Annotated in this window: 29 protein-coding genes; 26 read left to right on the top strand and 3 right to left on the bottom strand. The window is 40.7% G+C overall.

Features of this window, described 5'->3' with window-relative positions; translation table 11 throughout:
- Positions 1 to 27: 27 nt before the first annotated feature.
- Together rhlB and fba are read left to right on the top strand one after the other, a co-directional pair.
- On the top strand, positions 28 to 1,179 hold the full coding sequence (rhlB, locus tag NG55_RS01805) for an ATP-dependent RNA helicase RhlB (protein WP_016539877.1): 1,152 nt from the start codon (positions 28 to 30) through the stop codon (positions 1,177 to 1,179).
- Between the two features lie 210 nt (positions 1,180 to 1,389).
- On the top strand, positions 1,390 to 2,427 hold the full coding sequence (fba, locus tag NG55_RS01800) for a class II fructose-bisphosphate aldolase (RefSeq protein ID WP_004653891.1): 1,038 nt from the start codon (positions 1,390 to 1,392) through the stop codon (positions 2,425 to 2,427).
- A gap of 109 nt (positions 2,428 to 2,536) precedes the next feature.
- On the opposite strand, the gene NG55_RS01795 is transcribed toward fba, so the two are convergent.
- Together NG55_RS01795 and NG55_RS01790 are read right to left on the bottom strand one after the other, a co-directional pair.
- Positions 2,537 to 3,850, bottom strand: a complete 1,314-nt coding sequence (locus NG55_RS01795; protein WP_065342143.1) for a peptidylprolyl isomerase — start codon at positions 3,848 to 3,850, stop codon at positions 2,537 to 2,539.
- Positions 3,850 to 6,324 (bottom strand): LPS-assembly protein LptD, encoded by a 2,475-nt coding sequence (locus NG55_RS01790; RefSeq protein WP_016539879.1) that lies wholly within the window; start codon positions 6,322 to 6,324, stop codon positions 3,850 to 3,852. Before NG55_RS01790 ends, NG55_RS01795 begins: the two co-directional genes overlap by 1 nt.
- A 118-nt stretch (positions 6,325 to 6,442) precedes the next feature.
- On the opposite strand from NG55_RS01790, the gene NG55_RS01785 reads away from it, so the two are divergent.
- From NG55_RS01785 to NG55_RS01725, 13 genes are all read left to right on the top strand, one after another.
- Positions 6,443 to 7,456, top strand: coding sequence for an aminoglycoside phosphotransferase family protein (locus NG55_RS01785; protein WP_065342142.1), 1,014 nt, complete (start codon positions 6,443 to 6,445; stop codon positions 7,454 to 7,456).
- Positions 7,456 to 8,145 (top strand): N-acetylmuramate alpha-1-phosphate uridylyltransferase MurU, encoded by a 690-nt coding sequence (gene murU / locus NG55_RS01780; protein WP_065342141.1) that lies wholly within the window; start codon positions 7,456 to 7,458, stop codon positions 8,143 to 8,145. Before NG55_RS01785 ends, murU begins: the two co-directional genes overlap by 1 nt.
- A gap of 174 nt (positions 8,146 to 8,319) precedes the next feature.
- Positions 8,320 to 8,955: a 16S rRNA (guanine(527)-N(7))-methyltransferase RsmG gene (gene rsmG, locus NG55_RS01775; protein ID WP_065342140.1), complete on the top strand. Its 636-nt coding sequence runs from the start codon at positions 8,320 to 8,322 to the stop codon at positions 8,953 to 8,955.
- A gap of 17 nt (positions 8,956 to 8,972) precedes the next feature.
- A complete protein-coding gene (locus NG55_RS01770) occupies positions 8,973 to 9,755 on the top strand; it encodes a ParA family protein (RefSeq protein ID WP_016539883.1) in 783 nt (260 codons plus the stop codon).
- Positions 9,752 to 10,639, top strand: a complete 888-nt coding sequence (locus NG55_RS01765) for a ParB/RepB/Spo0J family partition protein (RefSeq protein WP_016539884.1) — start codon at positions 9,752 to 9,754, stop codon at positions 10,637 to 10,639. Before NG55_RS01770 ends, NG55_RS01765 begins: the two co-directional genes overlap by 4 nt.
- A gap of 98 nt (positions 10,640 to 10,737) precedes the next feature.
- A complete protein-coding gene (locus NG55_RS01760) occupies positions 10,738 to 11,367 on the top strand; it encodes a MotA/TolQ/ExbB proton channel family protein (protein ID WP_065342139.1) in 630 nt (209 codons plus the stop codon).
- A gap of 14 nt (positions 11,368 to 11,381) precedes the next feature.
- Positions 11,382 to 11,810, top strand: coding sequence for an ExbD/TolR family protein (locus NG55_RS01755; RefSeq protein WP_004806616.1), 429 nt, complete (start codon positions 11,382 to 11,384; stop codon positions 11,808 to 11,810).
- Positions 11,807 to 13,534, top strand: a complete 1,728-nt coding sequence (gene msbA, locus NG55_RS01750) for a lipid A export permease/ATP-binding protein MsbA (protein WP_016539886.1) — start codon at positions 11,807 to 11,809, stop codon at positions 13,532 to 13,534. The genes NG55_RS01755 and msbA overlap by 4 nt, the downstream gene beginning before the upstream one ends.
- Positions 13,535 to 13,536: 2 nt before the next feature.
- Positions 13,537 to 14,544 (top strand): tetraacyldisaccharide 4'-kinase, encoded by a 1,008-nt coding sequence (gene lpxK / locus NG55_RS01745; protein WP_065342138.1) that lies wholly within the window; start codon positions 13,537 to 13,539, stop codon positions 14,542 to 14,544.
- Positions 14,545 to 14,553: 9 nt separating this feature from the next.
- Positions 14,554 to 15,315: a 3-deoxy-manno-octulosonate cytidylyltransferase gene (kdsB, locus tag NG55_RS01740; RefSeq protein ID WP_016539888.1), complete on the top strand. Its 762-nt coding sequence runs from the start codon at positions 14,554 to 14,556 to the stop codon at positions 15,313 to 15,315.
- Positions 15,316 to 15,317: 2 nt separating this feature from the next.
- Positions 15,318 to 16,301: a DNA polymerase III delta prime subunit gene (locus tag NG55_RS01735; protein WP_016539889.1), complete on the top strand. Its 984-nt coding sequence runs from the start codon at positions 15,318 to 15,320 to the stop codon at positions 16,299 to 16,301.
- Positions 16,302 to 16,485: 184 nt separating this feature from the next.
- Positions 16,486 to 16,791 carry a hypothetical protein gene (locus NG55_RS01730; protein WP_065342137.1) on the top strand — a complete coding sequence of 102 codons (306 nt, stop codon included), beginning with the start codon at positions 16,486 to 16,488 and terminating at the stop codon, positions 16,789 to 16,791.
- Between the two features lie 158 nt (positions 16,792 to 16,949).
- Entirely contained in the window at positions 16,950 to 17,459 is a 510-nt protein-coding gene (locus tag NG55_RS01725) for a hypothetical protein (RefSeq protein ID WP_016660311.1), read from the top strand.
- 54 nt (positions 17,460 to 17,513) lie between these two features.
- Here NG55_RS01725 and NG55_RS01720 read toward each other — a convergent pair whose 3' ends face one another.
- Positions 17,514 to 18,017 carry a hypothetical protein gene (locus tag NG55_RS01720; RefSeq protein WP_016660312.1) on the bottom strand — a complete coding sequence of 168 codons (504 nt, stop codon included), beginning with the start codon at positions 18,015 to 18,017 and terminating at the stop codon, positions 17,514 to 17,516.
- 336 nt (positions 18,018 to 18,353) lie between these two features.
- Between NG55_RS01720 and NG55_RS01715 the strand changes: the two genes are divergently transcribed.
- The 11 genes from NG55_RS01715 to tadA all read left to right on the top strand — a co-directional run bounded on the left by NG55_RS01715 (position 18,354) and on the right by tadA (position 26,078).
- Positions 18,354 to 18,698 (top strand): PilZ domain-containing protein, encoded by a 345-nt coding sequence (locus NG55_RS01715; protein WP_004806631.1) that lies wholly within the window; start codon positions 18,354 to 18,356, stop codon positions 18,696 to 18,698.
- A 24-nt stretch (positions 18,699 to 18,722) separates the two neighbouring features.
- On the top strand, positions 18,723 to 19,496 hold the full coding sequence (locus tag NG55_RS01710; protein WP_065342136.1) for a TatD family hydrolase: 774 nt from the start codon (positions 18,723 to 18,725) through the stop codon (positions 19,494 to 19,496).
- Positions 19,497 to 19,537: 41 nt separating this feature from the next.
- Positions 19,538 to 20,146 (top strand): TetR/AcrR family transcriptional regulator, encoded by a 609-nt coding sequence (locus NG55_RS01705; protein WP_016660313.1) that lies wholly within the window; start codon positions 19,538 to 19,540, stop codon positions 20,144 to 20,146.
- Between the two features lie 11 nt (positions 20,147 to 20,157).
- Positions 20,158 to 20,706 carry a pilus assembly FimT family protein gene (locus NG55_RS01700; RefSeq protein ID WP_065342135.1) on the top strand — a complete coding sequence of 183 codons (549 nt, stop codon included), beginning with the start codon at positions 20,158 to 20,160 and terminating at the stop codon, positions 20,704 to 20,706.
- 262 nt (positions 20,707 to 20,968) lie between these two features.
- Positions 20,969 to 21,373: a type II secretion system minor pseudopilin GspI gene (gene gspI, locus NG55_RS01695; RefSeq protein ID WP_228704161.1), complete on the top strand. Its 405-nt coding sequence runs from the start codon at positions 20,969 to 20,971 to the stop codon at positions 21,371 to 21,373.
- Positions 21,370 to 22,014: a type II secretion system minor pseudopilin GspJ gene (gene gspJ / locus NG55_RS01690; protein WP_065342134.1), complete on the top strand. Its 645-nt coding sequence runs from the start codon at positions 21,370 to 21,372 to the stop codon at positions 22,012 to 22,014. Before gspI ends, gspJ begins: the two co-directional genes overlap by 4 nt.
- Positions 22,015 to 22,019: 5 nt before the next feature.
- A complete protein-coding gene (gene gspK / locus NG55_RS01685) occupies positions 22,020 to 22,979 on the top strand; it encodes a type II secretion system minor pseudopilin GspK (protein ID WP_065342133.1) in 960 nt (319 codons plus the stop codon).
- A 108-nt stretch (positions 22,980 to 23,087) separates the two neighbouring features.
- Complete coding sequence (locus NG55_RS01680; RefSeq protein ID WP_016539899.1) at positions 23,088 to 23,684, top strand: 6-pyruvoyl trahydropterin synthase family protein; 597 nt, start codon at positions 23,088 to 23,090, stop codon at positions 23,682 to 23,684.
- Positions 23,685 to 23,728: 44 nt separating this feature from the next.
- The gene (gene ung, locus NG55_RS01675; RefSeq protein ID WP_016539900.1) at positions 23,729 to 24,442 is read left to right on the top strand and encodes a uracil-DNA glycosylase; all 714 of its coding nucleotides are present in this window, start codon (positions 23,729 to 23,731) and stop codon (positions 24,440 to 24,442) included.
- The gene (locus tag NG55_RS01670; protein WP_171068284.1) at positions 24,439 to 25,563 is read left to right on the top strand and encodes an enoyl-CoA hydratase/isomerase family protein; all 1,125 of its coding nucleotides are present in this window, start codon (positions 24,439 to 24,441) and stop codon (positions 25,561 to 25,563) included. The genes ung and NG55_RS01670 overlap by 4 nt, the downstream gene beginning before the upstream one ends.
- Positions 25,564 to 25,568: 5 nt before the next feature.
- Positions 25,569 to 26,078 carry a tRNA adenosine(34) deaminase TadA gene (gene tadA, locus NG55_RS01665; protein WP_016539902.1) on the top strand — a complete coding sequence of 170 codons (510 nt, stop codon included), beginning with the start codon at positions 25,569 to 25,571 and terminating at the stop codon, positions 26,076 to 26,078.
- The last annotated feature ends 19 nt before the right edge of the window (positions 26,079 to 26,097 follow it).

Genomic DNA, 26,097 nt, shown 5'->3' with positions numbered 1-26,097 from the left:
TTGGTCGTTGATGGTTTGAGAGCATATATGACATCTGGTTTTGAAACCTTAAATTTACATCCGCAGCTGAAGAAAGCGATTGATGCTTTGGGTTTTACAAAAATGACCCCAATTCAGCAAAAGGTTTTAAAATATACATTAGCAGGGCATGATGCCATTGGTCGAGCGCAAACAGGTACGGGGAAAACTGCTGCCTTTTTGATTAGTGTGATCAATGATCTACTCAATAATCCAGTGCAAGAGCAGCGTTTTCGCGGTGAACCACGTGCATTGATTTTAGCGCCGACCCGTGAGTTGGCATTGCAGATTGAGAGTGATGCGCAAGCATTGACCAAGTTTTCAAATTTGCACCTTGTGACCTTACTCGGTGGTGTGGATTTTGAAAAACAAAAGAAAATGTTGGATCGTAACTTTGTCGATATTATTGTTGCTACGCCTGGACGCTTAATTGATTTTGTTGAGCAAAAAGAAGTGTGGTTGGATAAAATCGAATTCTTAGTAATCGATGAGGCTGACCGTTTGCTTGATATGGGCTTCATTCCTTCTGTCAAAAGAATTGTTCGTTACTCCCCGTTTAAAGAACAGCGCCAAACTTTAATGTTCTCTGCAACATTTAGTTATGATGTACTTAATTTAGCGCGTCAATGGTTGTTCGAGCCAGTTACAGTCGAAATTGAGCCTGAGCAAAAAACCAATAATGACGTTGAACAGCGTGTCTATGTGGTTGCTAAACAGGATAAATACAAGTTACTGCAAGATATTTTGCGTGAAGAGCCAATTGATAAGGTCATGATCTTTGCCAATCGCCGAGATCAGGTGCGTCGCTTGTACGATCACTTAAAGCGTGATGGATATAAAGTAGGCATGCTATCTGGTGAAATTGCACAAGATAAGCGTTTAAAGATGTTAGACCAATTCAAACAAGGTAAGAACAATATTATGATTGCAACAGATGTTGCGGGTCGTGGTATTCATGTCGATGGTGTTTCGCATGTGATTAATTTTACCTTGCCTGAGCAGTCGGATGACTATGTGCATCGTATTGGGCGTACAGGGCGTGCTGGCGCGCAGGGCGTTAGTATTAGTTTCCTGTCAGAAGATGATGCATTCTATTTACCAGAAATTGAAAAAGCGATTGGTAAAAAATTACCGTTAACACGTTTAGAAGGTTATTGCTAAATTTTGATCCATTTTATTGGATCTAATTAAGCGCAATGTCTTTTGAGAAAAAGGTCAAATCATGCTGTGATTTGACCTTTTTGATTATTAAGTCAGAATAACTACTCAAATTACACAAAAGATTGAAGATTTTTTTATAATTACTGTGATTAGTTGCTGAATTGAAATAGATCAGCATGTAGAATATGGCGCATTACCTGGGAGGATATTATGGCTCTAATTTCAATGCGCCAGCTCTTGGATCACGCTGCAGAACATAACTACGGCGTACCAGCGTTTAACGTAAACAACTTAGAACAAATGCGTGCAATCATGCTCGCTGCGGATGCAACGAATTCACCTGTTATCGTGCAAGCTTCGGCTGGTGCGCGTAAATATGCGGGTGCACCTTTCTTACGTCATCTTATTTTAGCTGCGATTGAAGAGTGGCCACATATTCCAGTGGTAATGCATCAAGATCATGGTACAAGCCCTGATGTTTGCCAACGTTCAATCCAATTGGGTTTTAGCTCAGTGATGATGGATGGTTCATTGGGTGCGGACGGTAAAACACCTACAACTTATGATTACAATGTTGACGTAACTCGTCGTGTTGTAGCAATGGCACATGCGTGTGGCGTTTCAGTTGAAGGTGAAATCGGTTGCTTGGGTAGCCTTGAAACTGGTATGGCAGGTGAAGAAGATGGTGTTGGTGCAGAAGGTGTGCTTGACCACTCTCAACTGTTAACTTCTGTTGAAGAAGCAACTCAGTTTGTGGCAGATACCAATGTCGATGCCTTGGCGATTGCTGTCGGTACTTCACATGGTGCGTACAAGTTTACTCGTCCACCTACAGGCGATATCTTGGCCATTGACCGTATTAAAGAAATCCATGCTGCTTTACCAAATACGCATCTTGTGATGCATGGTTCAAGCTCTGTACCACAAGAGTGGTTGGCTGTGATTAACCAATACGGTGGTGATATTAAAGAAACTTATGGTGTGCCTGTAGATCAGCTAGTGGAAGCGATCAAACATGGTGTGCGTAAGATTAACATTGACACTGATTTACGTTTGGCTTCTACTGGCGCAATGCGTCGTATGATGGCTGAAAAACCAAGTGAATTTGACCCGCGTAAATTCTTTGGTGAAACAGTTGAAGCAATGAAGCAAATCTGTGTAGATCGTTATAATTCATTTGGTACATCAGGTAATGCCGATAAAATTCGTCCAATTTCTTTAGAGAAAATGGTTGATCGTTACAAATAATCAATTTGTAATGGGTAAAAAAAATAGCGGCAATTGCCGCTATTTTTTTTACCTTTAATTTGGGGAATAAAAAATGCCAGCGGATTGCTGGCATTTTTCTTAAGCGGATTTATTTCTGTTGTGCTTTTGAGTCAAGGCTCGCATCTTTAATTTCCACATAAGCATTGGTACGAAGCTCACGCATCCAGCTATCAACTTCGGTATCGAATTGGCGTTCACCCAAGATTTGACGTGCCATACGTTCTTGCACTTCTTTGGTCATGTCTTGTTCACGAGTATCTGTGACTTGCAAGATATGCCAGCCGAACTGGCTTTGGAAGGGTTGGCTGATTTGTCCAACCGGTGTTTCTTTCATGACTTTTTCAAACTCAGGAACCATTACACCAGGACTCACCCAGCCTAAGCTACCGCCATCACGGGCAGAACCTGTATCGTTGGAGTAGGTTGCAGCGAGTGTTGCAAAATCATCACCTGCTTTAGCGCGGTTGTATAAGCTATCGATCATTTGTTTTGCACGATCTATGCTTACCACTTCAGATGGTTGGATTAAGATATGGCGGGTCTGATATTGAGGAACTAATGCTTTTTGTTCGTTTTGCTTGCGTTCAAGTAATTTTAAGACATGCACACCATCACGAACATTGATCAGCTCAGTGGTTTGTCCAACTTGAAGGGGGGCAATACGTGCTGAAAGCTCAGTTGGAATTTCTGAGAGTGAGCGGAATCCCATATCAGCGCCATCAACTTTCACGGAAGCGGTGGATAGTTTAGAGCTAATTGATTTAGTGTCATCACTTGTAGTAAGGGATTGTTTTACTTGTTGAGCGACTTGCTGTACATCATTGGCATTGTCACCTGAAATACGCATGTGAAGGACGTGCACCTGAGTCCCGAGCGCAGCTTGACCTTCTGGTGACTTAAGGAAGTTGTCAACATCATGATCACTGATCTTAATACGTGACATAACTTGTTGTTGGCGTAAACGACCAATCGCTAAATCTTCAGCAACACGGTTACGCAAGTTTTCGTATGTACCAGGCGCAATCGCATCTAACTTTTGTTGAAATGCTTCAAGTGTATTGGCCCCTGATTGGTTTGCGACTTTTAATACCGCAGCATTTAAGCTTTTTTCATCAGGTTTGATGCCATAACGCTTCACTTGCTCTAATTGAGCTTGGCGAATGATCAATTGATCAAGCACTTGCATTTGCAAATACTGTTGCGGCGGAACAGTTTTATTCTGTGCTTTTAACTGGTGTTCTGTTTCAGCAATCCCTTGTTCTAAATCACTTTTAAGAATGACACTACTATCTACAATGGCAACAACCTCATCCGTAGGTTGTGCAAAGCTTTGCATTGATGAAGAAATTAGGGTAGCGAGAACAGTCGCTTTAAAGATATGTTGAAAAGATTTTATCTTCATTAACGTTGTGTCCAAGATTGATTAATTTTGTTGAAACCTAAAACTCTGTTTTCAAGGAGAGAAGCAAGCTTGTTGTTTAAAGCACCAAGACCTTTCAGGGTGAATTCAGCCATCACCGCATTCTTTTTACGAACATCTGGAGAGTTTGGATCATCCAAATCGTTATAGTAAGAACGGCCATAGACTGAAACAGCCCAACAGCATGATTCGTAATTTACACCAAGTAAGTATTCACGCATCACATTGTTGTCAATGTCGTATTGAGCATGACCCATAATACGCCAATTGTCTTTTACAGGTTGTATAAAGGATGCAACAACTTGGTCATAAGAATCCTGTCGATCAGGGATGTGCTTACGATAAAAATAGCCTAAGTTATAAAGATTACCTTTGTCGCCTGTATAGTAAGCTTGAAAGTCCCGCTGTGCGTTTTCACCATTCGACATCCAAGCAGAGTTGGAGGTGATAGTGAAGTTCTGATTAAGCTGGCTCGATAAGCTTACAATCGGTCCTGTACGACGCTGTGTGTCAAACTCATCGAGTTTTTCATTTAGGCTGACACGACGATCACTGAAATAATAGCTTTGACCAATGCTAGCCTTAATGCGCTCAAGACCTTCAGTGTCCAATAAGCTATAGGTTACGCCAAGCGACAAAAAGTTATTGTCATCTAGACGGTCATGCCCATAGAAGCGATATGGATTGAACAGTTGATCATAGTTGATCGATGCTGTGGTCGAATCAAAGTTTGGATGATCATCTTGGTTTTTATAAGGTGAATAAGCATAAAAGGCACGAGGGGAAATACTTTGTAAGTATTTACCATCTTTCTCAAATGTTAAACCAGTCGATAATGTGAATTGTGGAACGACAACTGATTTCTCTAAATCATCAGAAGCAGATAGTCCACGGCCTTCTTTTGAATCTTGATCGTAGAAGGTATTAATGCTGCGGACAGAGACTTCTGGAACGACATAGAACCAAGAAGGAGTTAAGTAGTTATAACGAACTGCAAACTGATTGTAGATACGGGTACCGCTTGATTCTAATGCAGATCCATCATTTACAGATTTTTTGAAATAAGCAGTATCGTTATTAAACTCGTATTGTAGGCCTTGTGGATCACCCGTAATGTAGTTTAATAAAAATTGCGGAAGACGAGCGTAGGGCTTATCGACATCTTTGATTGTCTTATCCAAAGTTTGGAAGTCTTCAACTTTCAACTGAGCTCTCAGGCCCGGAATTCCATTTTGGTAATTCAGTTCCCAAGCACGGCGTAAATTTAGATCTGTTCGTGTGTTTGGATTATTGTTGAAATCCGCGAAGTAATCTTTATCTGATGCGTAGTTGTATTCTAAATTGGTCGACCATTGATTATCGATCTTCCAATTGTGAACAAAGTGAAGATCATCACGTGCTTCATCACCATATTGATTGTCTTTGGCAATATAACCACCCCAAATACGACCTGAACCAAAGTTTTCAGTCATATAGCGGAAGTCAGCATCTAATTTCGGGCCACGTTTGCTCATGTAGCTCGGCGTGAGTGTGAGGTCATAGTTTGGCGCAAGATTGAGATAGATGGGGGTGATTAATTGTGCACCACCATCATTGCTATAACCAAAATTTGGGCTCAATAAACCCGTCGTACGTCGGTCATCAATTGGAAAGTTGAAATAAGGAACTGCAAGTACAGGTACATTTTTGACATAGAGCTTGGTACCGCGTGTTACGCCACGACCTGTATCTTGGTTGAGCTCAATTTCTTTGGCCTGAATTTTCCATGCAGGCTTTTGCTCAGGAGGACAAGCAGTATAACTCGCATCCTTCAACACGACTAAGTTCTGATTGGCCCGTTTGATCTGGCTGGCATGACCATGTGCATGCTGCTGTTCTGAGATATAGAAACTATTATTTAGATCACCCGTTTGTGTCTTTAAATTATAGTTAATTGTATCGCTTTGGGTGAGTAAACCTGATTGAGCAACTTGAACACGACCTTCGGCGTTGGCGTAGGTCTGTGTTGAATCAATGGTAACTTGATCGGCACGAATGGTGCGGCCTTCTTGGTCAATGACGACATTGCCTTGTAGGACTGAATCACCCGCTGGGTTATAATGCCCATAATCTGCTGTGAGTACAGAGGTGGTCGTATCCGCAGTGCCAGCTTTTGTTTCTGGGTTGATTGGAGTCACCCAAGTCCCTTGGCAAAAGGAGGAGCTTAAATAGCGATTATCACGTAACTGTGCTTCAGGTGCGGATTTATCCACATAATATTGCTGGAAGAAACTTTCCCCAGGATAACTTTCTTGATTTTGCTGTTCTTGATTCTGTCGAATGGCAGCTTTGAGCTGTTTATTGTCAAGCGTAGAGACAGCATCAGCTGGTGCCGCGAAACTTGATTGGATCGAGCCGCCACATAAGAGTGTCAAAATAGCTGTTGCTAAAGGATTAAATTTAAACTGATGTTTCATTGTCTCATTAACCAGTACGCTAATTCACAATTAATTATTGTCGCATCATAGAGAAAAAGTTGATAAGTGGCTACACTTAAGCTTTCAAAATCTCAGCTAGTTTTAGATTTTATTGCAAATGAATACACAACGTGAACAATTGATACAAACTTGGCTTCAAGCCACTCTACAATCTGATCAATTTGAGATCAGCTTTCTGGCTGGAGATGCAAGCTTTCGTCGCTATGCGCGAATTAAGTTACAAAACAAAACATACATGCTAATGGATGCGCCTCCTGAAAAAGAAGATTGTGTACCATTTGTCAGTATTGATGAGTTTTTTGACAAAAATGGTGTGCGTGTTCCGCACATTGTTGCGAAAGACTTAACTTTGGGACTGCTGTTATTGGAAGATTTTGGGGATGTGGTGTTATCAACACTACTCAATGATCAAACAGTAGATCAATATTATGCTCAAAGTTTTAAGCAGTTGATTGAATTGCAGCAGGTCGATGGTGATGCACAATTGCCAGCTTATTCTTATGAAAAGTTAATGACTGAAATGCGTTTGCTTACAGATTGGATGTTGCCTTCATTGAACATTCAACCGACAGAGCAGCAATTGGAAACAATCGAACAAGCATTCGATTTTCTTGCGATTGAAGCAACTCAGCAGCCACAAGTGATTGTACATCGTGATTTTCACAGTCGTAATTTGATGAAAATCGAGAATGAGCAAGAATTAGGTGTGATTGATTTTCAGGACGCAGTAATTGGTGCGGATACTTATGACTTAATTTCAATTACACGTGATGCCTATGTACAGTGGAATGCTGAGCGTGTATATGAATGGTTTGAGGTGTTCTATAACTTATTACCTGCATCAGCAAAAGAAAACCGTAGTTTTGAGCAATTCAAGCGAGATGCGGACTTGATGGCAATTCAGCGCCATTTGAAAATTTTAGGTATCTTTGTACGCCTGTTTGAACGTGATGGTAAATCTGGCTATTTAAAAGATTTACCACGTGTGATGTGGTATTTACTTGAAGAAAGCCAAGGCTACGATGAGTTGAATGACTTTATGCAGTTTATACGTGATGTGGTCATGCCGAAGTTTATTGCGAAATATGGTGATTACGAGGTTGCAGCATAATGAAAGCCATGATTCTTGCGGCAGGTCTTGGTAATCGTATGCGACCATTGACCTTGCATACGCCAAAACCTCTACTTGAGGTGGGTGGAAAACCACTGATTGTTTGGCATATTGAAAAGTTGAAAGCAGTGGGTGTGACTGAGATCGTGATTAATACGGCTTGGTTGGGAGATAAGCTTGTTGCTGCGCTGGGTGATGGCTCTCAATTTGGTGTGACTATCTTGTGGTCACATGAAGGTGAGGGTTTGGAAACGGCGGGTGGTATCATTAATGCTTTACCGTTGTTGGGTGATCAACCTTTTATCTTGGTAAATGGTGATGTTTGGACCACAATGGACTTTTCATCACTTTTAAGTGTTCAGTTGGAGGATAAACAAGCCCATTTGGTCTTGGTAGAGAATCCACCACAGCATTTGAAAGGTGACTTTATCCTTGCGAATGATTTGGCTTACACCTTTGAACAAGAGCAACTTGGCGAAGCATTAACTTATAGTGGCGTTGCGGTATTGGCACCGCAGATGTTCGCTGGTTTGGAAAATGGCAAGCGACCTTTAGCGCCATTGTTGAAACAAGCGATGCAACAACAGCAGGTTTCTGCTGAAAAAATGCAGGCAATTTGGGTGGATGTAGGTACGCCTGAGCGTTTGCAACAGTTGGATCAGCAAATCAAGCAGGGCACGTTTGCATAATAAAAAATGCTTTGTCTATCTGTGATTTGCATAAGAACAGACAAAAACTTAGCGGATTGTGCAGTTTATCATGCTTGTAAATGTTTAACTGCATAATCGTTCAACAAGTCCTACTGTGCCTTGTATCAGAAATCGGTATACTGCACAGCAAATTTATCGAGATGTTGCACTGTTATGCATCCTTTTTTTCAAGAATTAAAGCAAGGTAGTCAAGCGCTAGGTCTGAACCTGAGTGAGGACGCCCTAATACTCTTATTGAAATATCAAGATGCTCTCGTGCTATGGAATAAGGCCTACAACTTGACGGCAATTCGTGAGCCGAAAGAAATGTTGGTTAAACATTTATTAGATAGTTTAAGTATCTTAAATGATTTACCACAAGGTCGCCTATTGGATGTGGGTACGGGCGGTGGTATGCCAGGCATGATCATTGCATTATGCCAACCAGAACGTTCTTGTGTACTATTAGATTCAAATGGGAAAAAGATTCGTTTCTTGAAGCAATTTATTGCAGATTTAAAACTGAAAAATGTTATTGCTGTGCAAACACGTGTAGAGAATGAAGATAGTATCGGTGAGCTTGGTCAGTTCGATGTCATTACCAGTCGGGCATTTGCTTCTTTGACAGACTTTGTGGACGCAGCGCAACCTTATATGCACCAACAAAGTATCATTGCCGCAATGAAAGGCTTAATCCCAGAGGATGAAGTTGAGCAGATGAAAGATCAGTATTCATGTAAGATCATTGAACTGCGTGTGCCAAGATTGGATGAACAGCGTCATTTACTTTTACTTCAACGTATTCAATAAAAATATTAAGGGTAGTCATGGCTCAAATTATTGCGATTGCAAACCAAAAAGGTGGTGTGGGAAAAACCACGACAGCAGTCAATCTTGCTGCTTCTTTGGCGATCTTGAAGAAACGTGTCTTGTTGGTCGATATGGACTCACAAGGGAATGCCACCATGGGGTCTGGCATTCAAAAGAATGATTTACTTTATTCAGTTACAGATGTGTTGTTGGGTGAAGTGCCGATTGAAACAGCTATTCAAAAAGCTGAAGTAGGTTATAAGGTTTTAGGTGCAAACCGTGAGCTTGCAGGTGTGGAACTTGCCATTGCAGAACAGGAGGGACGAGAGTTCATTCTTAAAAATGCATTGCAAGAAGTCGATTCCGCATTTGATTATATTATTGTGGACTGTGCGCCAAGTTTAAGCCTGATCACTGTGAATGCCTTGGCGGCTGTCAATGGTGTGATTATTCCAATGCAATGTGAATACTATGCTCTGGAAGGCTTGGCTGACCTTACACAAACCATTGACCGTATACAAAAAGCCCTTAATCCAAACTTGGAAATTGTTGGGGTATTACGTACCATGTATGACGCTCGTAATGCATTGACACGTGATGTGTCAGCTGAATTAGAGCAATATTTTGGTAAAAAACTCTATGAAACGGTCATTCCGCGAAATATTCGTTTGGCTGAAGCACCTGCACATGGTTTGCCTGTGATTTATTTTGAGAAAAGTTCGAAAGGCGCTGTTTCATATTTGAATCTCGCTGCAGAAATGTTGAAGAAAAGTAAAGTGAAAAAAGGAAGTGCTGTATGAGCATCAAGAAACGCGGATTGGCTAAAGGTCGTGGTTTAGATGCGCTATTGGGTTCAATTCAAAAAGAGAAATTGCAACTTGAAGCACAAGCCTTGGATCATGGTCAACTCAAGCAAATTGATGTTAACTTGTTGAAGCGTGGTGAATATCAGCCACGTCGTTTCATCCAAGAGCAGGATTTACAAGAGCTTGCAGCATCAATTGAAAAACATGGTGTGATGCAACCGATTGTGATTCGTCCTGTAGATGATGAACAGCATCCATATGAAATTATCGCGGGTGAACGTCGTTGGCGTGCAGCACAATTGGCTGGTTTGGCTGAAATTCCCGCGATTGTACGTGATTTAAATGATCAAGTCGCAATTGCCTTGGCTTTAATTGAAAACATTCAACGTCAAGATTTAAACCCGATTGATCAGGCGGTTGCTTTACAACGGTTCCATGATGAGTTTGGTTTAAGTCATCAAGAAATTGCAGATACGGTCGGCAAGGCACGTACTACAGTGAGTAATTTGTTACGCTTGTTGAGCTTGGCTGATCCGATTAAGGACTTAATGCAACAGGGTCAGATTGATATGGGGCATGCCCGTGCGATTTTGACATTGAAAGCAAAAGATCAGATTGCGGTTGCACAAATCGTGATTGAAAAAGGTTTGTCGGTACGCCAAACTGAACAGTTAGTTCGTGAGTGGAGTGAACCAAAACCTGAAAAGGAAAAGGCTCAGATTTCTCCAGATATTGAACAATTGACTCAGAAACTTTCGGAGCGTTTCGGGGCAAATGTGAAAATTGACCATAATCAGAAAGGTAAAGGGAAAATGGTCATTCATTACCACTCATTGGATGAGTTGGATGGAATCCTCAATATTTGTTTGCCGAACTAATATCAAGGATGGATTCGTTGAGTTTTTCGCAAAATTGCTAGAATGATCAATGAATCCAAGTCCATCCTTTTATAGTTTAAATATTATTGGGGAATAATATGTGGGAACTTGTGAAAGCGGGTGGCTGGTTAATGCTGCCCCTCATTCTCTCATCAATTTTTACGGTTGCGATTACACTTGAACGATATATTCGTTTAAAACGGTCACAAGTTTTACCGCAAGCGTTGCTTGTCAATGGTTCGGATGTAGAGTCGGTTATTACGCAGTTACAACAAGATGAAGCATCAAAAAGTCCTTTGGGGCGTATTCTTAAAGCGGGTTATGAGCATCAAGACCAAGGCGAACAATTTGCACGTGCTCAGATGGAAGCTACAGCTTCTCAAGAAATTAGTTATCTCGAAAAAAACATCAACTTCTTAGGGACCTTGAGTGCAATTGCACCTTTATTGGGTTTACTTGGAACAGTACTCGGGATTATCGAATCATTTTTAGTGATAGATGTGGGGTCGGCTGGTAATGCCAGTATGATGATGCCAGGTATTTCTAAGGCTTTAATTACCACTGCTGTTGGGATGTTAATTGCGATTCCTGCCATGATTGCATATCGTTATTTTCAACGCGTGGTACATGAATATATTGCTGAATTAGAGCAGCAGTCGACCTTGTTTCATGCCGCGCTTTTTTACAAGAAAGCAGGACATGTACAAGAACATCGTCGTGCCAGTTAAGCCGAGGTGTTCGCATGAAGTTTAAGCGTTCTCAGGTTGAAGATATTCATATCAATTTGACACCAATGATTGACTGTATGTTATTTATCTTGGTGTTTTTATTACTTTCTACGACATTTAGTCAGCAAAGTCGTATAAACCTAACATTGCCAGATGCGCAGGGTGTACCGCCTAAACAATTCGATCACAAAATTGAAATCATGGTAGACTCCACAGGGCATTATTCTGTCAATGGTCAGGCTTTATCAAGTAAAGATATTGCTGACTTAAGCACAGCAATTAAGCAGGTTGCACAAGATCGTCGTGATTTTATGTTTATTATTGCTGCTGACGCCAAAGCTGCACATCAGGATGTCATTCGTGTGATGGATGTGGCAGGTCAACTCGGATTTGTTAACGTCAATATCAGCACCAAAGTTCCAACGAGAGGTTTTACTGAGTGAATCAGGATTTTAAGGTTTATGTCCGTTTAATATCGTATTTAAAATCTTATTGGGGCGTAGCCTTACTCGTCTTACTTGGTTTTGGAATCAACGCTGCGACGGAAGTTTCTGTCGCAAAGTTGCTGAAATACATTATTGATGCCATTCAAGAAGGTAGTCGTACAAACTTGGACTGGTTTCCAGCCCTCATTGTCTTATTGATGTTCTTCCGTGGCGTCGGTCTATTCCTTGGTGGTTATTTCTCTGCTGTTATTTCGCGTAGTTTAGTGTTTAGCATCCGTCAGGAAGTCTATGCAAAGCTACTAAGACTGCCAGCGCAATACTATCTTGATAATAGCGCAGGGCATATTAGTGCCAAATTGATGTACAACGTAGAGCAGTTAACAGCAGCTTCTTCTGAGTCTTTACAGACGCTCATCAAAGATGGTTTGATTGTTATTGGTTTGTTGAGCTATTTACTCTATACCAATTGGCGTTTAACACTGTGTATCGTGGTTTTCATGCCATTTATTGGTTTGCTGGTCAGAGTCGCATCAAAAAAGATGCGTAAACTGTCGATTCAAGTGCAAAATACCATGGGGGATGTGAACCATGTGGTACAAGAGACGATTACTGGAAACTCTGTTGTAAAGAGTTTTACGGGTGAAGCTTTTGAACAGAAGCGTTTTTATAAATCTTCTGAAGAAAACCTTCGTCGTGGTTTGAAAATGGTCGTCGTGCAGAATATTAATAGTCCGATCATTCAGCTGTTATTGTCGATGGCAATGGCGATTATTCTTTGGTTGGCTTTGCGTCCTCAAGTTTTTGGTGATACGTCTGCAGGTGAGTTTATATCATTTATTACCGCTGCAGGTTTGATATCAAAGCCAGTAAAGAACTTAACCGATATCAATGAAAAACTTCAACGTGGTTTGGCAGCTGCCCATTCAGTTTTTGAATTGCTAGATATGCCTGAAGAAGTGAACAACGGGCAGCTTAAACCTGTGTTACATGGCAATATTAAATTTGACCATGCAAACTTGCGTTATGAAGATGGTACACATGCAATAAAAGACTTTTCTTTAGATATTAAAGCAGGTCAAACCATTGCATTGGTTGGGCGCTCTGGTGCAGGGAAAACTTCTTTAGTGAATATGTTGCCACGCTTTCAAGAGTTAAGTGAAGGGCAAATTTACTTTGACGATATCCCTGTTCAGGATATTGAGTTGGCTTATTTGCGATCACAAATTGCGACAGTGAATCAGCAAGTCGTGTTATTTAACCGCTCAGTACGCGATAATATTGCTTATGGTCAGTTACAAGACTCGAGTGATGAGCAAGTGATTGCTGCGGCTAAAGCTGCTTATGCGCATGACTTTATTATGAACCTACCACAAGGTTATGACACGATTTTAGGTGCTCAAGGTTTAAATCTATCTGGTGGTCAGCGTCAGCGTATTGCGATTGCAAGAGCAATTTTAAAAGACTCTCCAATTTTAATTTTAGACGAAGCGACCAGTGCCTTGGATAATGAATCTGAATACTTTATTCAGCAAGCATTTGATGAAGCTATGCAGGGCCGTACCACCATTGTGATTGCCCACCGTTTATCTACAGTTGAAAATGCAGATGTCATTGTCGTGATGGATAAAGGTCAGATTATTGAACAAGGTACCCATGCTGAGTTACTCGAAAAACATGGCATGTACTATCAGCTACACCAACGTAACTTCGAGGAAAACTAAGTATGTCGATGGCGCAACGAATACAGGATGCTTGGAATGAACAAGCTTCGTGGTTAGTGGTGTTGCGCCCCCTGTCTTGGTTGTATCGCTTAGGTTTTTGTGCCAATCAGGCTTTGTATAAACACGGAATTAAACCTGTTTATACGGCACCAGTACCTGTCATGGTCATTGGTAATATTACCGTTGGCGGCAGCGGTAAAACGCCATTGCTGATTCAATTGGTCAAATATTTACAACAGCATCAGATTCGTGTGGGTGTCATTAGTCGGGGATATGGCGGCGAAGGTCCATTCCCACTTTTGGTGACGCAACGATCTGAACCCGATACTGCCGGTGATGAACCCTGCCTTATTGTTCAATCGACCCATGTCCCGATGGCGGTTGGGCCGAATCGACAAGCTTCGATCGAGTTGTTACTCGAACAGGAAAAACTTGATCTCATCATTAGTGATGATGGCTTGCAACATTGGGCTCTGGCACGTCAAATTGAATGGATCGTATTAGATCAAAATCGCGGTTTGGGTAATGAAAAGCTATTACCAGAAGGCTATTTACGTGAGCCTAAATCACGCCTAAAAGATAGTACTGTGATTGAACATAGCAAAACTGCACAAGCGCAAAGAAGTATGCATTTGGCGGTGGGGCAACCTTATCTTTTAAATACCAATCTTGAAGAAAGCTGGTTTGATGTGGATCAGTATTTTAATGCAGTGGTTGGCATTGGTTTTCCGCAACGTTTTTATCAAACACTCAATAGTTTGAATGTACAGCAGTATCAGGCACATGAATTTCCAGATCATCATGATTATGAAATCGGCGATTTAACATTCGACAATCATGATGCGATTATCACCACTGAAAAAGATGCAGTAAAATTTAAAACTTTATTAAAACAACATCCTGAATTTAATACACCGATTTGGGTGGTTCCTGTTGAGGCTGTATTATCATCCGATTGTTATGACTTGCTGAAACAACAATTACAGCATGTCGGTATTCAATTTTCTTAGAGAGCGTCCATGAAACATATTGTCATTCCTGCTCGTTTTGCGAGTTCTCGTTTGCCAGCAAAACCGTTACTCCTGATTCATGGCCGTCCAATGATTTTGCGTGTGGTCGACCAAGCCAAAAAAGTTGCAGGTTTTGATGATCTGTGTGTCGCTACGGATGATGAGCGTATCGCAGAGGTGTGTCGTGCGGAAGGGGTTGATGTGGTAATGACCCGTGCAGAACATCCTTCAGGCACTGACCGTTTAAGCGAAGTCGCACGCCTGAAAGGCTGGGCTCAAGATGATATTATCGTCAATGTGCAAGGTGATGAGCCATTGTTACCAGCACAATTGGTTCAGCAGGTGAGCCAGCTTTTAGTCGACAATCCGCAATGCTCAATGTCTACGCTGTGTGAGCCGATCCATCAGTTAGATGAGTTTCAGCGAGATAGTATTGTTAAAGTGGTGATGAGTAAGCGTAATGAGGCGTTATATTTTAGCCGTGCAACCATTCCGTATGATCGTGATGCTGCGAAACAGAGCGAAGCAACATTGCATGATCAAGCTTTTCGTCATTTAGGTCTATATGCCTATCGTGTGAAATTGCTGCAAGACTATGTCACTTGGGAACAAGGTCATCTCGAAAAGTTGGAAAGTTTGGAGCAACTCCGTGTGCTCGAAAACGGTCACCGTATCGCGATTGCTGTGGCAGAAGCTAATTTACCGCCAGGCGTTGATACTCAGGCAGACTTAGATCGTTTAAACACTCTGCCTGTGAGTGCATTTGAATAACTATGGTCGATACTCAATCTACAGTGATTTATCCTTGGCATGCTCAGACATGGGAATTGTTAACAACGCGGTTCCCTGAACTTGGCCATGGTCTTTTGTTTTACGGAAAGAAAGGTTGCGCCAAGCAAGAGTTTGCAGAGCGATTTGTGGCTTGGGTGCTGTGTCTAAATAAACAGGCACAACGGGCCTGTGGTGAGTGTACCAGTTGTCAATGGTTGAAGTCCGATACACATCCAAACTATGTGCATATCACCACGGATGAAGACAATAAAAAGCAAAATGCAAAAATTAAAATTGAAAAAATCCGAGACTTACTTCCGTTTGTTCAGCAAACAGGAGAGGGTTGGCGTGTGGTGGTTATTGAGCCTGCTGAAGCCTTAAATACGGCCTCTGCCAATGCACTGCTCAAGACCTTGGAAGAGCCTGGCGAGAAGGTTGTACTGATCTTATTGGCCGACCATTACCTAAAACTTCCTGCAACGATCCGAAGTCGCCTACAGCATTTTGCTTTAGACCGATTAACGATTCAGGAGGCACAAACATTTGTACAACAGCAAATTCCTGAGATTAATGCCGAGCAAGTTTCATTATTGTTAAATCTTGCCAATGATATGCCGTTGACAGCGATTGAGATTGAAAAGAGTGAATGGTTACAGAAACGTGCATTATTCTTGAATGATTGGTTTAAGTTAGTGGCTGAAAAGAATATGCCTTTAAACTATTCAAATAAGTGGTCTAAAGAATTAAATTTCTCTGAATTGATCACCATGTTTGAATATCTTTTAGGGGATTTGATCAGTTTAAAGTTGAATCAATCCTTAAAGAATGATGATTTGGACTTTAAAGCACTTGCTGAGTTCTACAGTTTGGAAGCGCTGTTTACGATTTACTCTGACTTACAGCAGAAAAAGTTAATGATTGAGCAAAATGTTCAAACCCAACTGGTGCTGGATGAGTTATTTATTCAGTTGATGAATGTTGCTTAAGTAGATTTTAAAAATATTTTAATTAAATTTATAGACTTAGCCTTCTAAATCAAAGATGAGGGCTAAGTTTTATCATGTTTATGTAAAGTTTGTATATAAATTGTTCGGCACTCTTCAAACCTGATTAAAACTATATAAAATGTGAGTTACTTCACAATAATATTAAAAAATAAGGAATATAGAGATGAAAATAACATTTATAGCGATTGCTTTATCATTTGCAGTAATGCCAAATATCGCAATGGCTGAACCGAAATTTGTATCCAATATTAATGGCTCCTCATTTGCGATTAATGCTTCAAATGTAGGCTCTCAAGCATATGAATGTGTATATAGCTATTCATTTAATCATGCTCAAGGTGTGGTCATGAATCAGTTCAGTGGTACGCTTTATATAGAAGCTGGGGTGAGTAATATTTCTGTGATTTCAAGACATACAGATCAAATGATTAGTGCGTTGAATTTTGATTATAAATGCACTGAAAAATAGTCATTCATGACGTGAATGTTGAGTAAAGAAGCCGCTTACAAGAGCGGTTTTTTTATGGAAAAAATTTCCCTTATGGTGAATGTTAAAAATTCACATATTTTAATAAATATGTTATTTTTTCACATGTCATTTTGCTCGATATGCTAGGGAATTGAAATATGCACGTAAAAACACTTTTGGTCGCTTTCAGCTTTTTGTCATTAAGTGCTTGTCAGACATTGGATTCAGCAATGTCTGCAACGGATGGAATTTTAAATAAAACTGGAGATATCCTCAGTGGGGACTTTCGTGGTTTGGGGCCTGCGAAGAAAGCAACGCTTTCTGAAATCTGGAGGGATTGGCAACAAAATGAAATTACTGCAAAACGGAAATGGGATGCTCAGCGTCTTGAAGTACCAGGAATCATTACTCGTATTACTAAAACTGGTGAGGTGATTTCTCAAAACCAGATTGCGATTATTTTTAAAGATCCAAGTAATAGTAAATGTAAAGGACAAGGCTTGACACGTGACGATTTAAAAGTAAATACAGACAAAATTAGCAATCTAAAAGTTGGTGATCGGATTACCGTGACGGGTGTGCTGGGTACAACTGAATCAAAATGGGCAACGCAAGGTGAATGCTGGTTCTCATTTGATAAAGCTGAGATTGTCAAAGCAACAAAATAATCTATTCGGTCGAGATATTAAGCCGGCCTTACTATCTCGATCAACCTAAATTATTTATGGATTTAAGGTGTTATCATCATCTTCACTTCCTGTAGGAAGTGGAGTGTAATAAACCAGTTTCAATTGGTTGTTTTTGAGGAGGTAAAATTTTTTAGCATAGATATCTTTTTCATTGATTTGAACGGAACCATGGCTCACCAATAATAAGCTATTGGGGCGGATATCAATTAACTTTTCTCCAGTTTCACCACCGAATACGTTGAGAATTTTTCCTGTTCTTTTACTAATTAAGGTCAGGCTAAAACACATCGCACCACAACCCCAACCAACTGCGACATATTCTCCTGCATAGTCAGGTTTTTCTTTTAATCCTTCTGATAATCGTGTTCTAAACAAACGAGCATCAGCATCACTCTTGTCTAATTGTGCAGTGGGCCCTTTATAAATCTGCACGGGGTAGTCAGTGAATTTGGGTTGAGTGTTCAAAGTCTTCGCATAGAGCATGGATGGACTGAATAGGTAAGCACTACACAAGATGACCAGGTTCATTCTTTTCATTCAAAACTCCTGTTGATCTGCCTCTTTATGCTTTAATCGAGTGGGTTCAGTCAATTTTGATAAATTGTCATCTTGGTTTAAACAATCTTATCTAGAATGCTTGGCTTGTTTAAATAAGACTCAGGTTGGTGGCTTTGTTCTGGTTTTATTTAAACATTATTTGTTGTTTGTTCGATTGTTTTCTATAATCAAGCCATAAATCGAGTATAGATTTTTTATTAGACAGTCACCAATGAAAATTCTCTAACATGATGCGGGCTAGTAATATTTTTAAGATTTATCAATGGTATAAAATTATTAATGTGTTAATGAATTAGTATTTGACAGGGGAATGTTATGCAACCACAAATGATGGGCGGAATTATACAGGTCAATATTCCAGATAAAACCACATTGCAATCCAGCTATATGCCTTTTGTTGTGGGCGGTGGTCTATTTGTACCAACGAAACAAGCCGTTAAAATGGGGCAAGAGGTGTTTGTGCTGGCAACCTTACCTGAGCAATCACAAAAGATTCCTTTGACCGGAAAGGTGATCTGGATTTCACATAAACAGACGCATTTTAAACCACAAGGTTTTGCAATCCAGCTTGTTGGTGAAAAAGGTGTGTATTATAAAAATGAAGCTGAAAAATTATTAGCGGGTATGAAAGGCTTGGATCGTCCAAGTTATACCATGTAGTCGTAAAGAGAATAGGAAGAAAGAGTGTTTGTTGATACGCATTGCCATTTAACCATGTTAGATCTAAGTCCTTATCAAGGGGATTTAGATCAAGCACTTGAACAAGCGCGACTTGCAGGTGTGTCCAAGTTCATGGGTATTTCAGTTGATCTTGATGATCATGTTAAATTGGCTGAAATTGCTGCTCGACATGAAGATGTGGGCTATTCAGTGGGTGTGCATCCTTGTGAAGACGAGCATATCATGGCGCGTGCAACAACGGATTATCTGGTTCAACTTGCTCAGTCAGACAAAGTCTGGGCCTTAGGCGAAACGGGTTTAGATTATTATCATAGTACCGATTTTGTTGCTGAGCAAAAACGTTGTTTTGCACGTCATATTGAAGCATCTAAGATTGTTAAGAAGCCTGTGGTGGTGCACACCCGAGCAGCGAAACACGATACTGTCGATATTATTCGGGCAGAACAATCTACACATGGCATTCTGCATTGTTTTACTGAAGATTGGGAAACGGCAAAAGCGATTCTGGATTGTGGTTATTACATTTCCTTTTCTGGTATTGTCTCTTTTAAAAATGCACAAGACTTACGTGATGTTGCGAAGCAGGTACCACTTGATCGTTTGTTGATTGAAACGGATAGCCCTTATTTAGCACCTATGCCGTATCGAGGTAAAACCAATGAACCGAAATACGTTCCTTTTGTAGCAAAAGCATTAAGTGATGTATATGATAAATCGGTTGAAGAGATTGGCATGATTACAACACAAAATTTTGAGAATCTCTTAAATTTGAAGTAAACGGTTTTTGATGTACTAGGAAAGAGAGTTATTACGTGAAAATGGATCGTCAGGCTCAGTTCAGAGCACGAGAAGTATTAATTTTTCAAATCGCGGAGCAACTCCTATTAGAAAATGGTGAAGCTGGCATGACGCTAGATGCTTTGGCAGCAGAACTGGATCTTGCTAAAGGTACGCTATATAAGCATTTTCAAAGTAAAGATGAACTATACATGCTGCTCATTATCCGTAATGAGCGTATGTTGTTGGAGATGATTCAGGATACTGAAAAGGCTTTTCCCGAGCATTTAGCATTCTTTATGTTGCATCATTTACATCACCCTGAACGTACAGCATTATTTCACCAGATTGAAGAGCGCCTTTCGACAACGGGTCAGGGTATTCAATTGCTTTTTAGTGAGTTATATAAAGTACGTCGACAGCGTTTACGTATCATCATTCGGATGACCGAAAGTTATTTATTGAGTATCAATAGCACCATGACTACTCGTGATTATCTCGCCTCAATTTGGTCGTTGACCTATGGTGCGGCGGTAATTTTGAACTCGAGTTTCTATCAACGTTATTTAGGTTCTCGAGATACCTTACGTGTTGCCTATATCGAGCAAGCTTTAGCATTACCTAAGTTACTCGAACCTGTACTCCCATAGTTGAAATGATAATGAGATCACCACCACATTCGCAAAAAGCCTTTACCCTGATTGAGGTCATGGTGGTGATTGTTATTATGACCATCATGGCATCTCTGGTGGTATTAAATATTGGGGGAGTCGATCAACGCCGAGCAATGCAGGCTAGAGAAATGTTTGTTCTTGATCTGAAAAAAATCAATAAAGAAGCAACAGATCAGGCCAAAGTTTTTGCTCTAAATACTCGGAATGCCACAGATGTAGCACCGTTTAGTTATAACTTGTTTGAATACCACGATCAAAGCCGTGAGCAGATTCAGCAGGCAGACCGTACTTGGCAACAGTATAAAGAATTTAAAACTCGCCAATTACCTGATCATGTGTCTTTTAGTATTCAAAGTCTTGACACAGCGAACTATAACAAAGCAAAAAATGAAGACTTATTAGGTGGTAAAGCGCCGCAATTGATTTGGTTTGGCAATGGTGAAGTGAAGCCTGTTCGGATACAGTTCTATTATGAGCAACAACCGATTGGTCATGAGTTAGAGCTAGATCATTTGGGTAAAATAAATGAAAATTAAATATTCAGATGAAAGCGTTCCATCTTGTGCTTGGGTGAACAATTCTAATAATCGAAGCATCGCTTCTCGCCTTGCAGCAGGGCCGAGCGGTGCTCGGCGGAGACCTGCTCACTTCGAGCATAGCTCTTCGTCTTGCGCTCGGGTGAAACGTTGTTTCACTTATCCTGCAACTCAAAGCATAGCTTCTCGTCTTGCGACACGATCGAGCGTTGCTCGATTTAACCGTGTTCACGTCGAGCATAGCTCTCCGTCTTGCGCTCAGGTGAAACGTTGTTTCACTAACCCTCGCTCAGGATTTACCTTACTCGAAGTGATGGTCGCTTTGGCGATCTTTGCTGTAGCAGCAATTGCCTTAACTAAAGTTGCGATGCAATACACGCAGTCAACCTCAAATGCGATTTTAAGAACTAAAGCACAATTTGTCGCAATGAATGAAGTGGCGATGATGGAAATCAATCAGGAATGGCTGGATGGAACACAATCCAAGCAAATTACTTCACAAGGTGAAACTTGGCAAATTGATAAAAAAGCACAATCGACGATAAGCCCGAAAATTCAACGTATCGAGTTGCAAGTCAGCTTATTTAATAATGAACAAGGTAAGGTCGAAGCGGGTGTTACGAATCTTGTGTTCTTTAACTATCCTGCAAAGGCGAGAACACAATGACATATCATGCTGAGCATCGCTCTTTGCGTCAATCAGGCTTTACTTTGGTTGAATTGTTGGTTGCAATTGCAATTTTTGCTGTGCTTTCAATGTTGGGATGGAAGGTCTTTGATTATCTACTAAAAGTAAAAGATCGAAATGCAGAGCATGAAACGTATCTATTTGCCTTGCAAGATGCCTATCAACAGGTTTTAAGAGATAGCTTGCAGATTATCCCTGTGACGGCAAATGATGGGCGACAATTGCAAGCGGCCATTGTATTGAATGATCAACACTTTGCATTTAGTAAGGCTGGGGTTTCAGACCCATTGAAACAGGGACTTTCACCCTATGAGCGCATTGAATATCGCTATGATTCAGCACAAAAGAAAGTATATCGATTAAAGTATTCGAATTTGAATATTCCAAATCGCGTACAGCCGATTTCAAGTACGTTGCTGGATAATGTGGATCAATTTAAGGTGATGGTTCTGAATCCGCAGGAACTGACGCAATGGCCTGAAAATATCAGTGATCCAAACAATATCGCTGAGCTGAAAAAACTACCTTTAGGGTTAAAAATACAATTGACTGTTGCAGGGACAGATTATGAATGGGTATATAGCCTGTTAACTCCGAATCAGGGGGCAGGAAATCCATGAGAACAATGAAAATCTCTTCCTCTCAGCGTGGTATCGCATTACTCACGATATTGGTTATGGTGGCCTTGGCAACGATTTTAGCGGCGACGATAGCCAAAAGACAAACCAATACCTCTGAAAATACAGGCTATTTGATGCGTCAAAATCAATCGCTGCTCTATGCGAAAAGTGCAGAAGCCTTTTTCTCCGAACTATTGATCCAAGACAGCGATAATGGCGGTACGATTGACCATTTGCAGGAAAACTGGGCCAAGCCGATGCCACCGTTTCCTGTGGAGGATGGTCTGGTATCTGGCCGCTTGATTGATGAGTCGGGAAAATTTAACCTCAATAATTTGGTCAAAGCAGATGGCAATCAAGTTGATGATTCGGCACGGCGCTGGTTTGAAAAATTGTTACAGCGGGTAGGTTTGCCTGCTGAGTTGAGTCAGGCAGTTATTGACTGGCAAGATAGCAATGAAGAAGTAACTGGCGCAATGGGGGCTGAGAGTAGCTATTATCAAGGTTTAGACCCTGCATATTTAGTACCCAATACAAAGTTTCATAGTGTTGAGGAGCTTAAGCTGGTGAGGGGCTTTGAAGGTAAAAACTACGATTTGATTAAACCTTATGTCACGGCTTTACCTGAACAAACCAAAGTAAATATCAATACGGCACCAGCATTATTGCTTGCTAGTATTGATCCAACAGTGGATGTTAAAACAGTCGAGCAGGAGCTAAAACGTAAACAAACAGAGCTCACTTATTTCAATAATGTGGAAGATTTATGGAAGTTAAGTGTTTTTTCTGGAATAGAACAACAAAATAAAACTGATGCGGCCGCTTTACTGGATAGTAAGTCCAATTATTTTACCGCACAAATTGAGGTTGTTTTAAGCGAACGGAAGCGTCAATTTAGCAGTGCTTTGGTGCGTAAAGATAAGCAAGTATCTGTTTATTCAAGAAGTCTTGCACCATTTGAGTGACTTTGAAGATTGATTTATCAAATGGTGACAAGATTTAAAATCAATCCCAATGCACGTTTTTTTGCTTTATAATAAAATTCGTTTGCAGATAAAAGATTAGCTTGGTGCATGTTAATTCGTAAATTATTTAAGTTTGAAAATGCTCATATTGTACGTAACTGTACATCGGACCGCTGTAAGCGTTCGATCCATGGGCATAGCTATAAAGTTGAATTATTATTAAAAGCGTCAAAGTTAGATCATGGGCAAATGGTCTATGACTTCGGTCTGTTAAAAGGCGTTATTAAAGAGTTGTATGATAGTTTTGATCATGCGATCTGTTTTTGGCAGAAAGATGATCCTGCTTATATTGAGGCATGTAAAACATTTAGTGCGCGTTGGATTGCTTTACCTGTTTCGCCATCGGCTGAACAGTTTTCTCGTATTTTCTTTTATCTTGCTCAGCAGGTATTGAACTCAACCACAACTCAAAACGGCGAGGGTGATGTTGAAGTGTATTCTGTGATTGTGCATGAAACAGATACGGGTTATGCACAGAGTTTTCAGGAAGATATTGATAATGCACAAATGGGTGCATTAAGTTTGGATCAAATTGTGTTTTCAGAGCAAGTACAGGCTGAATGGAGTGATGTTCAGATGTATGAAAATCTGAAAAAAGGAATGAAGTTCCAAAATCCAAACGTAGAATTACAAGTTAATATTTGAGTGCTTTTGCACGTATTTGAGTGAATTTATTTCAAGGAATGTGGATGCAATTTACTGAACAGCAGCAGGACAAATTAAGTAAAGTTCAGTTGGACGAGTCTTGGAAAATCTCATTATCAGAGTTTTTGCTTAGTCAAAAAATGGATAATTTACGTGAGTTTTTACAGCAAGAAAAAGTTGCTGAAAAGACGATTTATCCACCTAGTAAACAGATTTTTAATGCGCTGAATACCACACCGCTTGGTGAAGTTAAAGTCGTTATTTTAGGCCAAGATCCATATCATGGTCCAAATCAGGCCAATGGTCTAAGTTTTTCGGTACAAAGAGGGGTTGCATTACCGCCATCTTTACGTAATATTTTTCACGAATTACATACCGATCTGGCTGTACCGATTTCACGTCATGGTGATTTGAGCCAATGGGCAGCACAAGGGGTACTGTTACTCAACAGTGTACTCACGGTAGAAGCAGGACAGCCGACTTCACATCAAAAACAAGGATGGGAAGACTTTACCGATACTGTTATTGACGTATTAAATGAACAACGTGAACATGTGGTGTTTATTTTATGGGGTGCGTATGCACAACGTAAAGGTCAACGTATTGATCGTAATAGACATCTTGTGCTAACGGCAGCGCATCCATCACCACTTGCTGCGAATCGTGGTGGCTTTTTTGGCTGTAAAGTATTTTCTAAAACCAATCAATATTTGAAACAACATGGCATTGAGCCTATAGACTGGCAATTGGACGCATAATGACTTCTCCTGATTTAAATAGCTATCATCCAGATTTAGTTATTGAACACGCAAAAAATGGTTGGCGAATCATTCGTCTTAATCGCCCTAAATCTTTGCACGCTTTGGATGAATCCATCGTCAGTGCATTGCTTCAGGTTTTTGAAGATTTTCATGTCGATGAGACGGTGAAAGCAATCTGGTTTGATTCAACCACACCGAAAGCATTTTGTGCAGGTGGTGATGTACGTAAATTACGCCAGTTGGTGATAAATCAGGAAGTTGATGCGGCCAATCAATTCTTCCAGCAAGAATATGCGCTTGATCTATTGTTACATAATTATGCTAAACCGATTGTAGTGTGGGGCGAAGGTTATGTGATGGGTGGTGGGCTCGGTCTGTTTATGGCTGCGCCATTCCGTCTAGTCACCCCTTATTCACGTTTGGCGATGCCAGAAATCAATATTGGTTTGTATCCAGATGTTGGTGCGAGCCGTTTCTTGGCAGATCGTGGTCAAATTGGCCTGTTTACAGGATTAACGGGTTCAATCATGACCGCCGCAGGTGCATTCAGTATTGGTTGGGCGACACATATTTGTGAAGCGCAACGTGATAATGTCTTGCAGAAAGTTTTGAATGTAGACTGGAACCATTATCCAGCAGGTGCATTCAGAGCGATTGATGATACTCTAAATAGTTTACATCGCCCAGTCGCTTCGGGTCCGTTGCAAAACTCAATTGATGTAATTCATAGTGTATGTCGTGGACAAAGCTTTGAATATGACTACCAGTCAATTATTGGATTGAGTGATGCAAGTAGTGACTGGTTGCGCCAAGCCAGTGAAAACTTGCAGAAAGGTTCTCCAAGTACAGCTGCAATTACTTGGTTATTATGGCAGTGGGGCAAACAAGGTCATGCTTGGGATGAGGTTTTTGCACTAGAAGCCCAAATCTCTGATTGGAAGATTCGTCATCCAGATTTTGTCGAGGGTGTGCGTGCTCGTTTAGTGGATAAAGACTTATCTCCAGAATGGCAGGCAACTGAGCAGCTTAGCTTGAAAGGTATCTTGGGGGATTGTCCTCCAGTTACTAATATCGAAAGCTGGAATGCATTGTTAAAGCAATATGGTGTTATTGCCTGAGCCGTATGAATTCTGAAAATCGTAATGATGAATATTGGATGCAGCTTGCCTATGAGCAGGCTGCATTGGCCGCAGCCCAAGGTGAAATCCCTGTGGGGGCAATTTTAGTGAGTAATGGGCAGGTGATTGGTGCTGGATATAATGCGCCGATTAAGCTTTCCGACCCAACTGCGCATGCCGAGATACAAGCTTTACGTGTTGCGTGCCAGTCATTAAATAACTATCGTTTGCCTGAAGATACTACCCTCTATGTCACCCTTGAGCCTTGTACCATGTGTGTAGGCGCTTTAGTACATGCACGTGTTCAGCGCGTAGTCTTTGCTACAACCGAACCAAAAGCGGGTTCTTTAATCAGTGCCAGACAACTACTTGATAGTGGTTATTACAATCATAAATTTGTCTTTGAGCAAGGTTGCTTACAAGCACAATGTTCACAACAATTGAGTGATTTCTTTAAACAGAGGCGGGATGAAAAGAAGAAAATTCGGTCATCAAAAACGTCCTTAAATGATTAAAAGTGTCTTTAAGATTATG

It is taken from the genome of Acinetobacter gyllenbergii, from assembly GCF_001682515.1.
Lineage (GTDB): Bacteria > Pseudomonadota > Gammaproteobacteria > Pseudomonadales > Moraxellaceae > Acinetobacter > Acinetobacter gyllenbergii.
The sequence above is the reverse complement of the archived record's forward strand: the minus strand, read 5'-3'. Positions and strand labels throughout refer to the sequence as shown.

What these genes read in the sequence shown, in the direction of transcription:
- rhlB (WP_016539877.1), top strand. Translation starts at nt 28, where the DNA reads ATGACATCTGGTTTTGAAACCTTAAATTTACATCCGCAGCTGAAGAAA.
- fba (WP_004653891.1), top strand. Translation starts at nt 1,390, where the DNA reads ATGGCTCTAATTTCAATGCGCCAGCTCTTGGATCACGCTGCAGAACAT.
- NG55_RS01795 (WP_065342143.1), bottom strand. Translation starts at nt 3,850, where the DNA reads ATGAAGATAAAATCTTTTCAACATATCTTTAAAGCGACTGTTCTCGCT.
- NG55_RS01790 (WP_016539879.1), bottom strand. Translation starts at nt 6,324, where the DNA reads ATGAAACATCAGTTTAAATTTAATCCTTTAGCAACAGCTATTTTGACA.
- NG55_RS01785 (WP_065342142.1), top strand. Translation starts at nt 6,443, where the DNA reads ATGAATACACAACGTGAACAATTGATACAAACTTGGCTTCAAGCCACT.
- murU (WP_065342141.1), top strand. Translation starts at nt 7,456, where the DNA reads ATGAAAGCCATGATTCTTGCGGCAGGTCTTGGTAATCGTATGCGACCA.
- rsmG (WP_065342140.1), top strand. Translation starts at nt 8,320, where the DNA reads ATGCATCCTTTTTTTCAAGAATTAAAGCAAGGTAGTCAAGCGCTAGGT.
- NG55_RS01770 (WP_016539883.1), top strand. Translation starts at nt 8,973, where the DNA reads ATGGCTCAAATTATTGCGATTGCAAACCAAAAAGGTGGTGTGGGAAAA.
- NG55_RS01765 (WP_016539884.1), top strand. Translation starts at nt 9,752, where the DNA reads ATGAGCATCAAGAAACGCGGATTGGCTAAAGGTCGTGGTTTAGATGCG.
- NG55_RS01760 (WP_065342139.1), top strand. Translation starts at nt 10,738, where the DNA reads ATGTGGGAACTTGTGAAAGCGGGTGGCTGGTTAATGCTGCCCCTCATT.
- NG55_RS01755 (WP_004806616.1), top strand. Translation starts at nt 11,382, where the DNA reads ATGAAGTTTAAGCGTTCTCAGGTTGAAGATATTCATATCAATTTGACA.
- lpxK (WP_065342138.1), top strand. Translation starts at nt 13,537, where the DNA reads ATGTCGATGGCGCAACGAATACAGGATGCTTGGAATGAACAAGCTTCG.
- kdsB (WP_016539888.1), top strand. Translation starts at nt 14,554, where the DNA reads ATGAAACATATTGTCATTCCTGCTCGTTTTGCGAGTTCTCGTTTGCCA.
- NG55_RS01735 (WP_016539889.1), top strand. Translation starts at nt 15,318, where the DNA reads ATGGTCGATACTCAATCTACAGTGATTTATCCTTGGCATGCTCAGACA.
- NG55_RS01730 (WP_065342137.1), top strand. Translation starts at nt 16,486, where the DNA reads ATGAAAATAACATTTATAGCGATTGCTTTATCATTTGCAGTAATGCCA.
- NG55_RS01725 (WP_016660311.1), top strand. Translation starts at nt 16,950, where the DNA reads ATGCACGTAAAAACACTTTTGGTCGCTTTCAGCTTTTTGTCATTAAGT.
- NG55_RS01720 (WP_016660312.1), bottom strand. Translation starts at nt 18,017, where the DNA reads ATGAAAAGAATGAACCTGGTCATCTTGTGTAGTGCTTACCTATTCAGT.
- NG55_RS01715 (WP_004806631.1), top strand. Translation starts at nt 18,354, where the DNA reads ATGCAACCACAAATGATGGGCGGAATTATACAGGTCAATATTCCAGAT.
- NG55_RS01705 (WP_016660313.1), top strand. Translation starts at nt 19,538, where the DNA reads ATGGATCGTCAGGCTCAGTTCAGAGCACGAGAAGTATTAATTTTTCAA.
- NG55_RS01700 (WP_065342135.1), top strand. Translation starts at nt 20,158, where the DNA reads ATGAGATCACCACCACATTCGCAAAAAGCCTTTACCCTGATTGAGGTC.
- gspJ (WP_065342134.1), top strand. Translation starts at nt 21,370, where the DNA reads ATGACATATCATGCTGAGCATCGCTCTTTGCGTCAATCAGGCTTTACT.
- gspK (WP_065342133.1), top strand. Translation starts at nt 22,020, where the DNA reads ATGAAAATCTCTTCCTCTCAGCGTGGTATCGCATTACTCACGATATTG.
- NG55_RS01680 (WP_016539899.1), top strand. Translation starts at nt 23,088, where the DNA reads ATGTTAATTCGTAAATTATTTAAGTTTGAAAATGCTCATATTGTACGT.
- ung (WP_016539900.1), top strand. Translation starts at nt 23,729, where the DNA reads ATGCAATTTACTGAACAGCAGCAGGACAAATTAAGTAAAGTTCAGTTG.
- tadA (WP_016539902.1), top strand. Translation starts at nt 25,569, where the DNA reads ATGAATTCTGAAAATCGTAATGATGAATATTGGATGCAGCTTGCCTAT.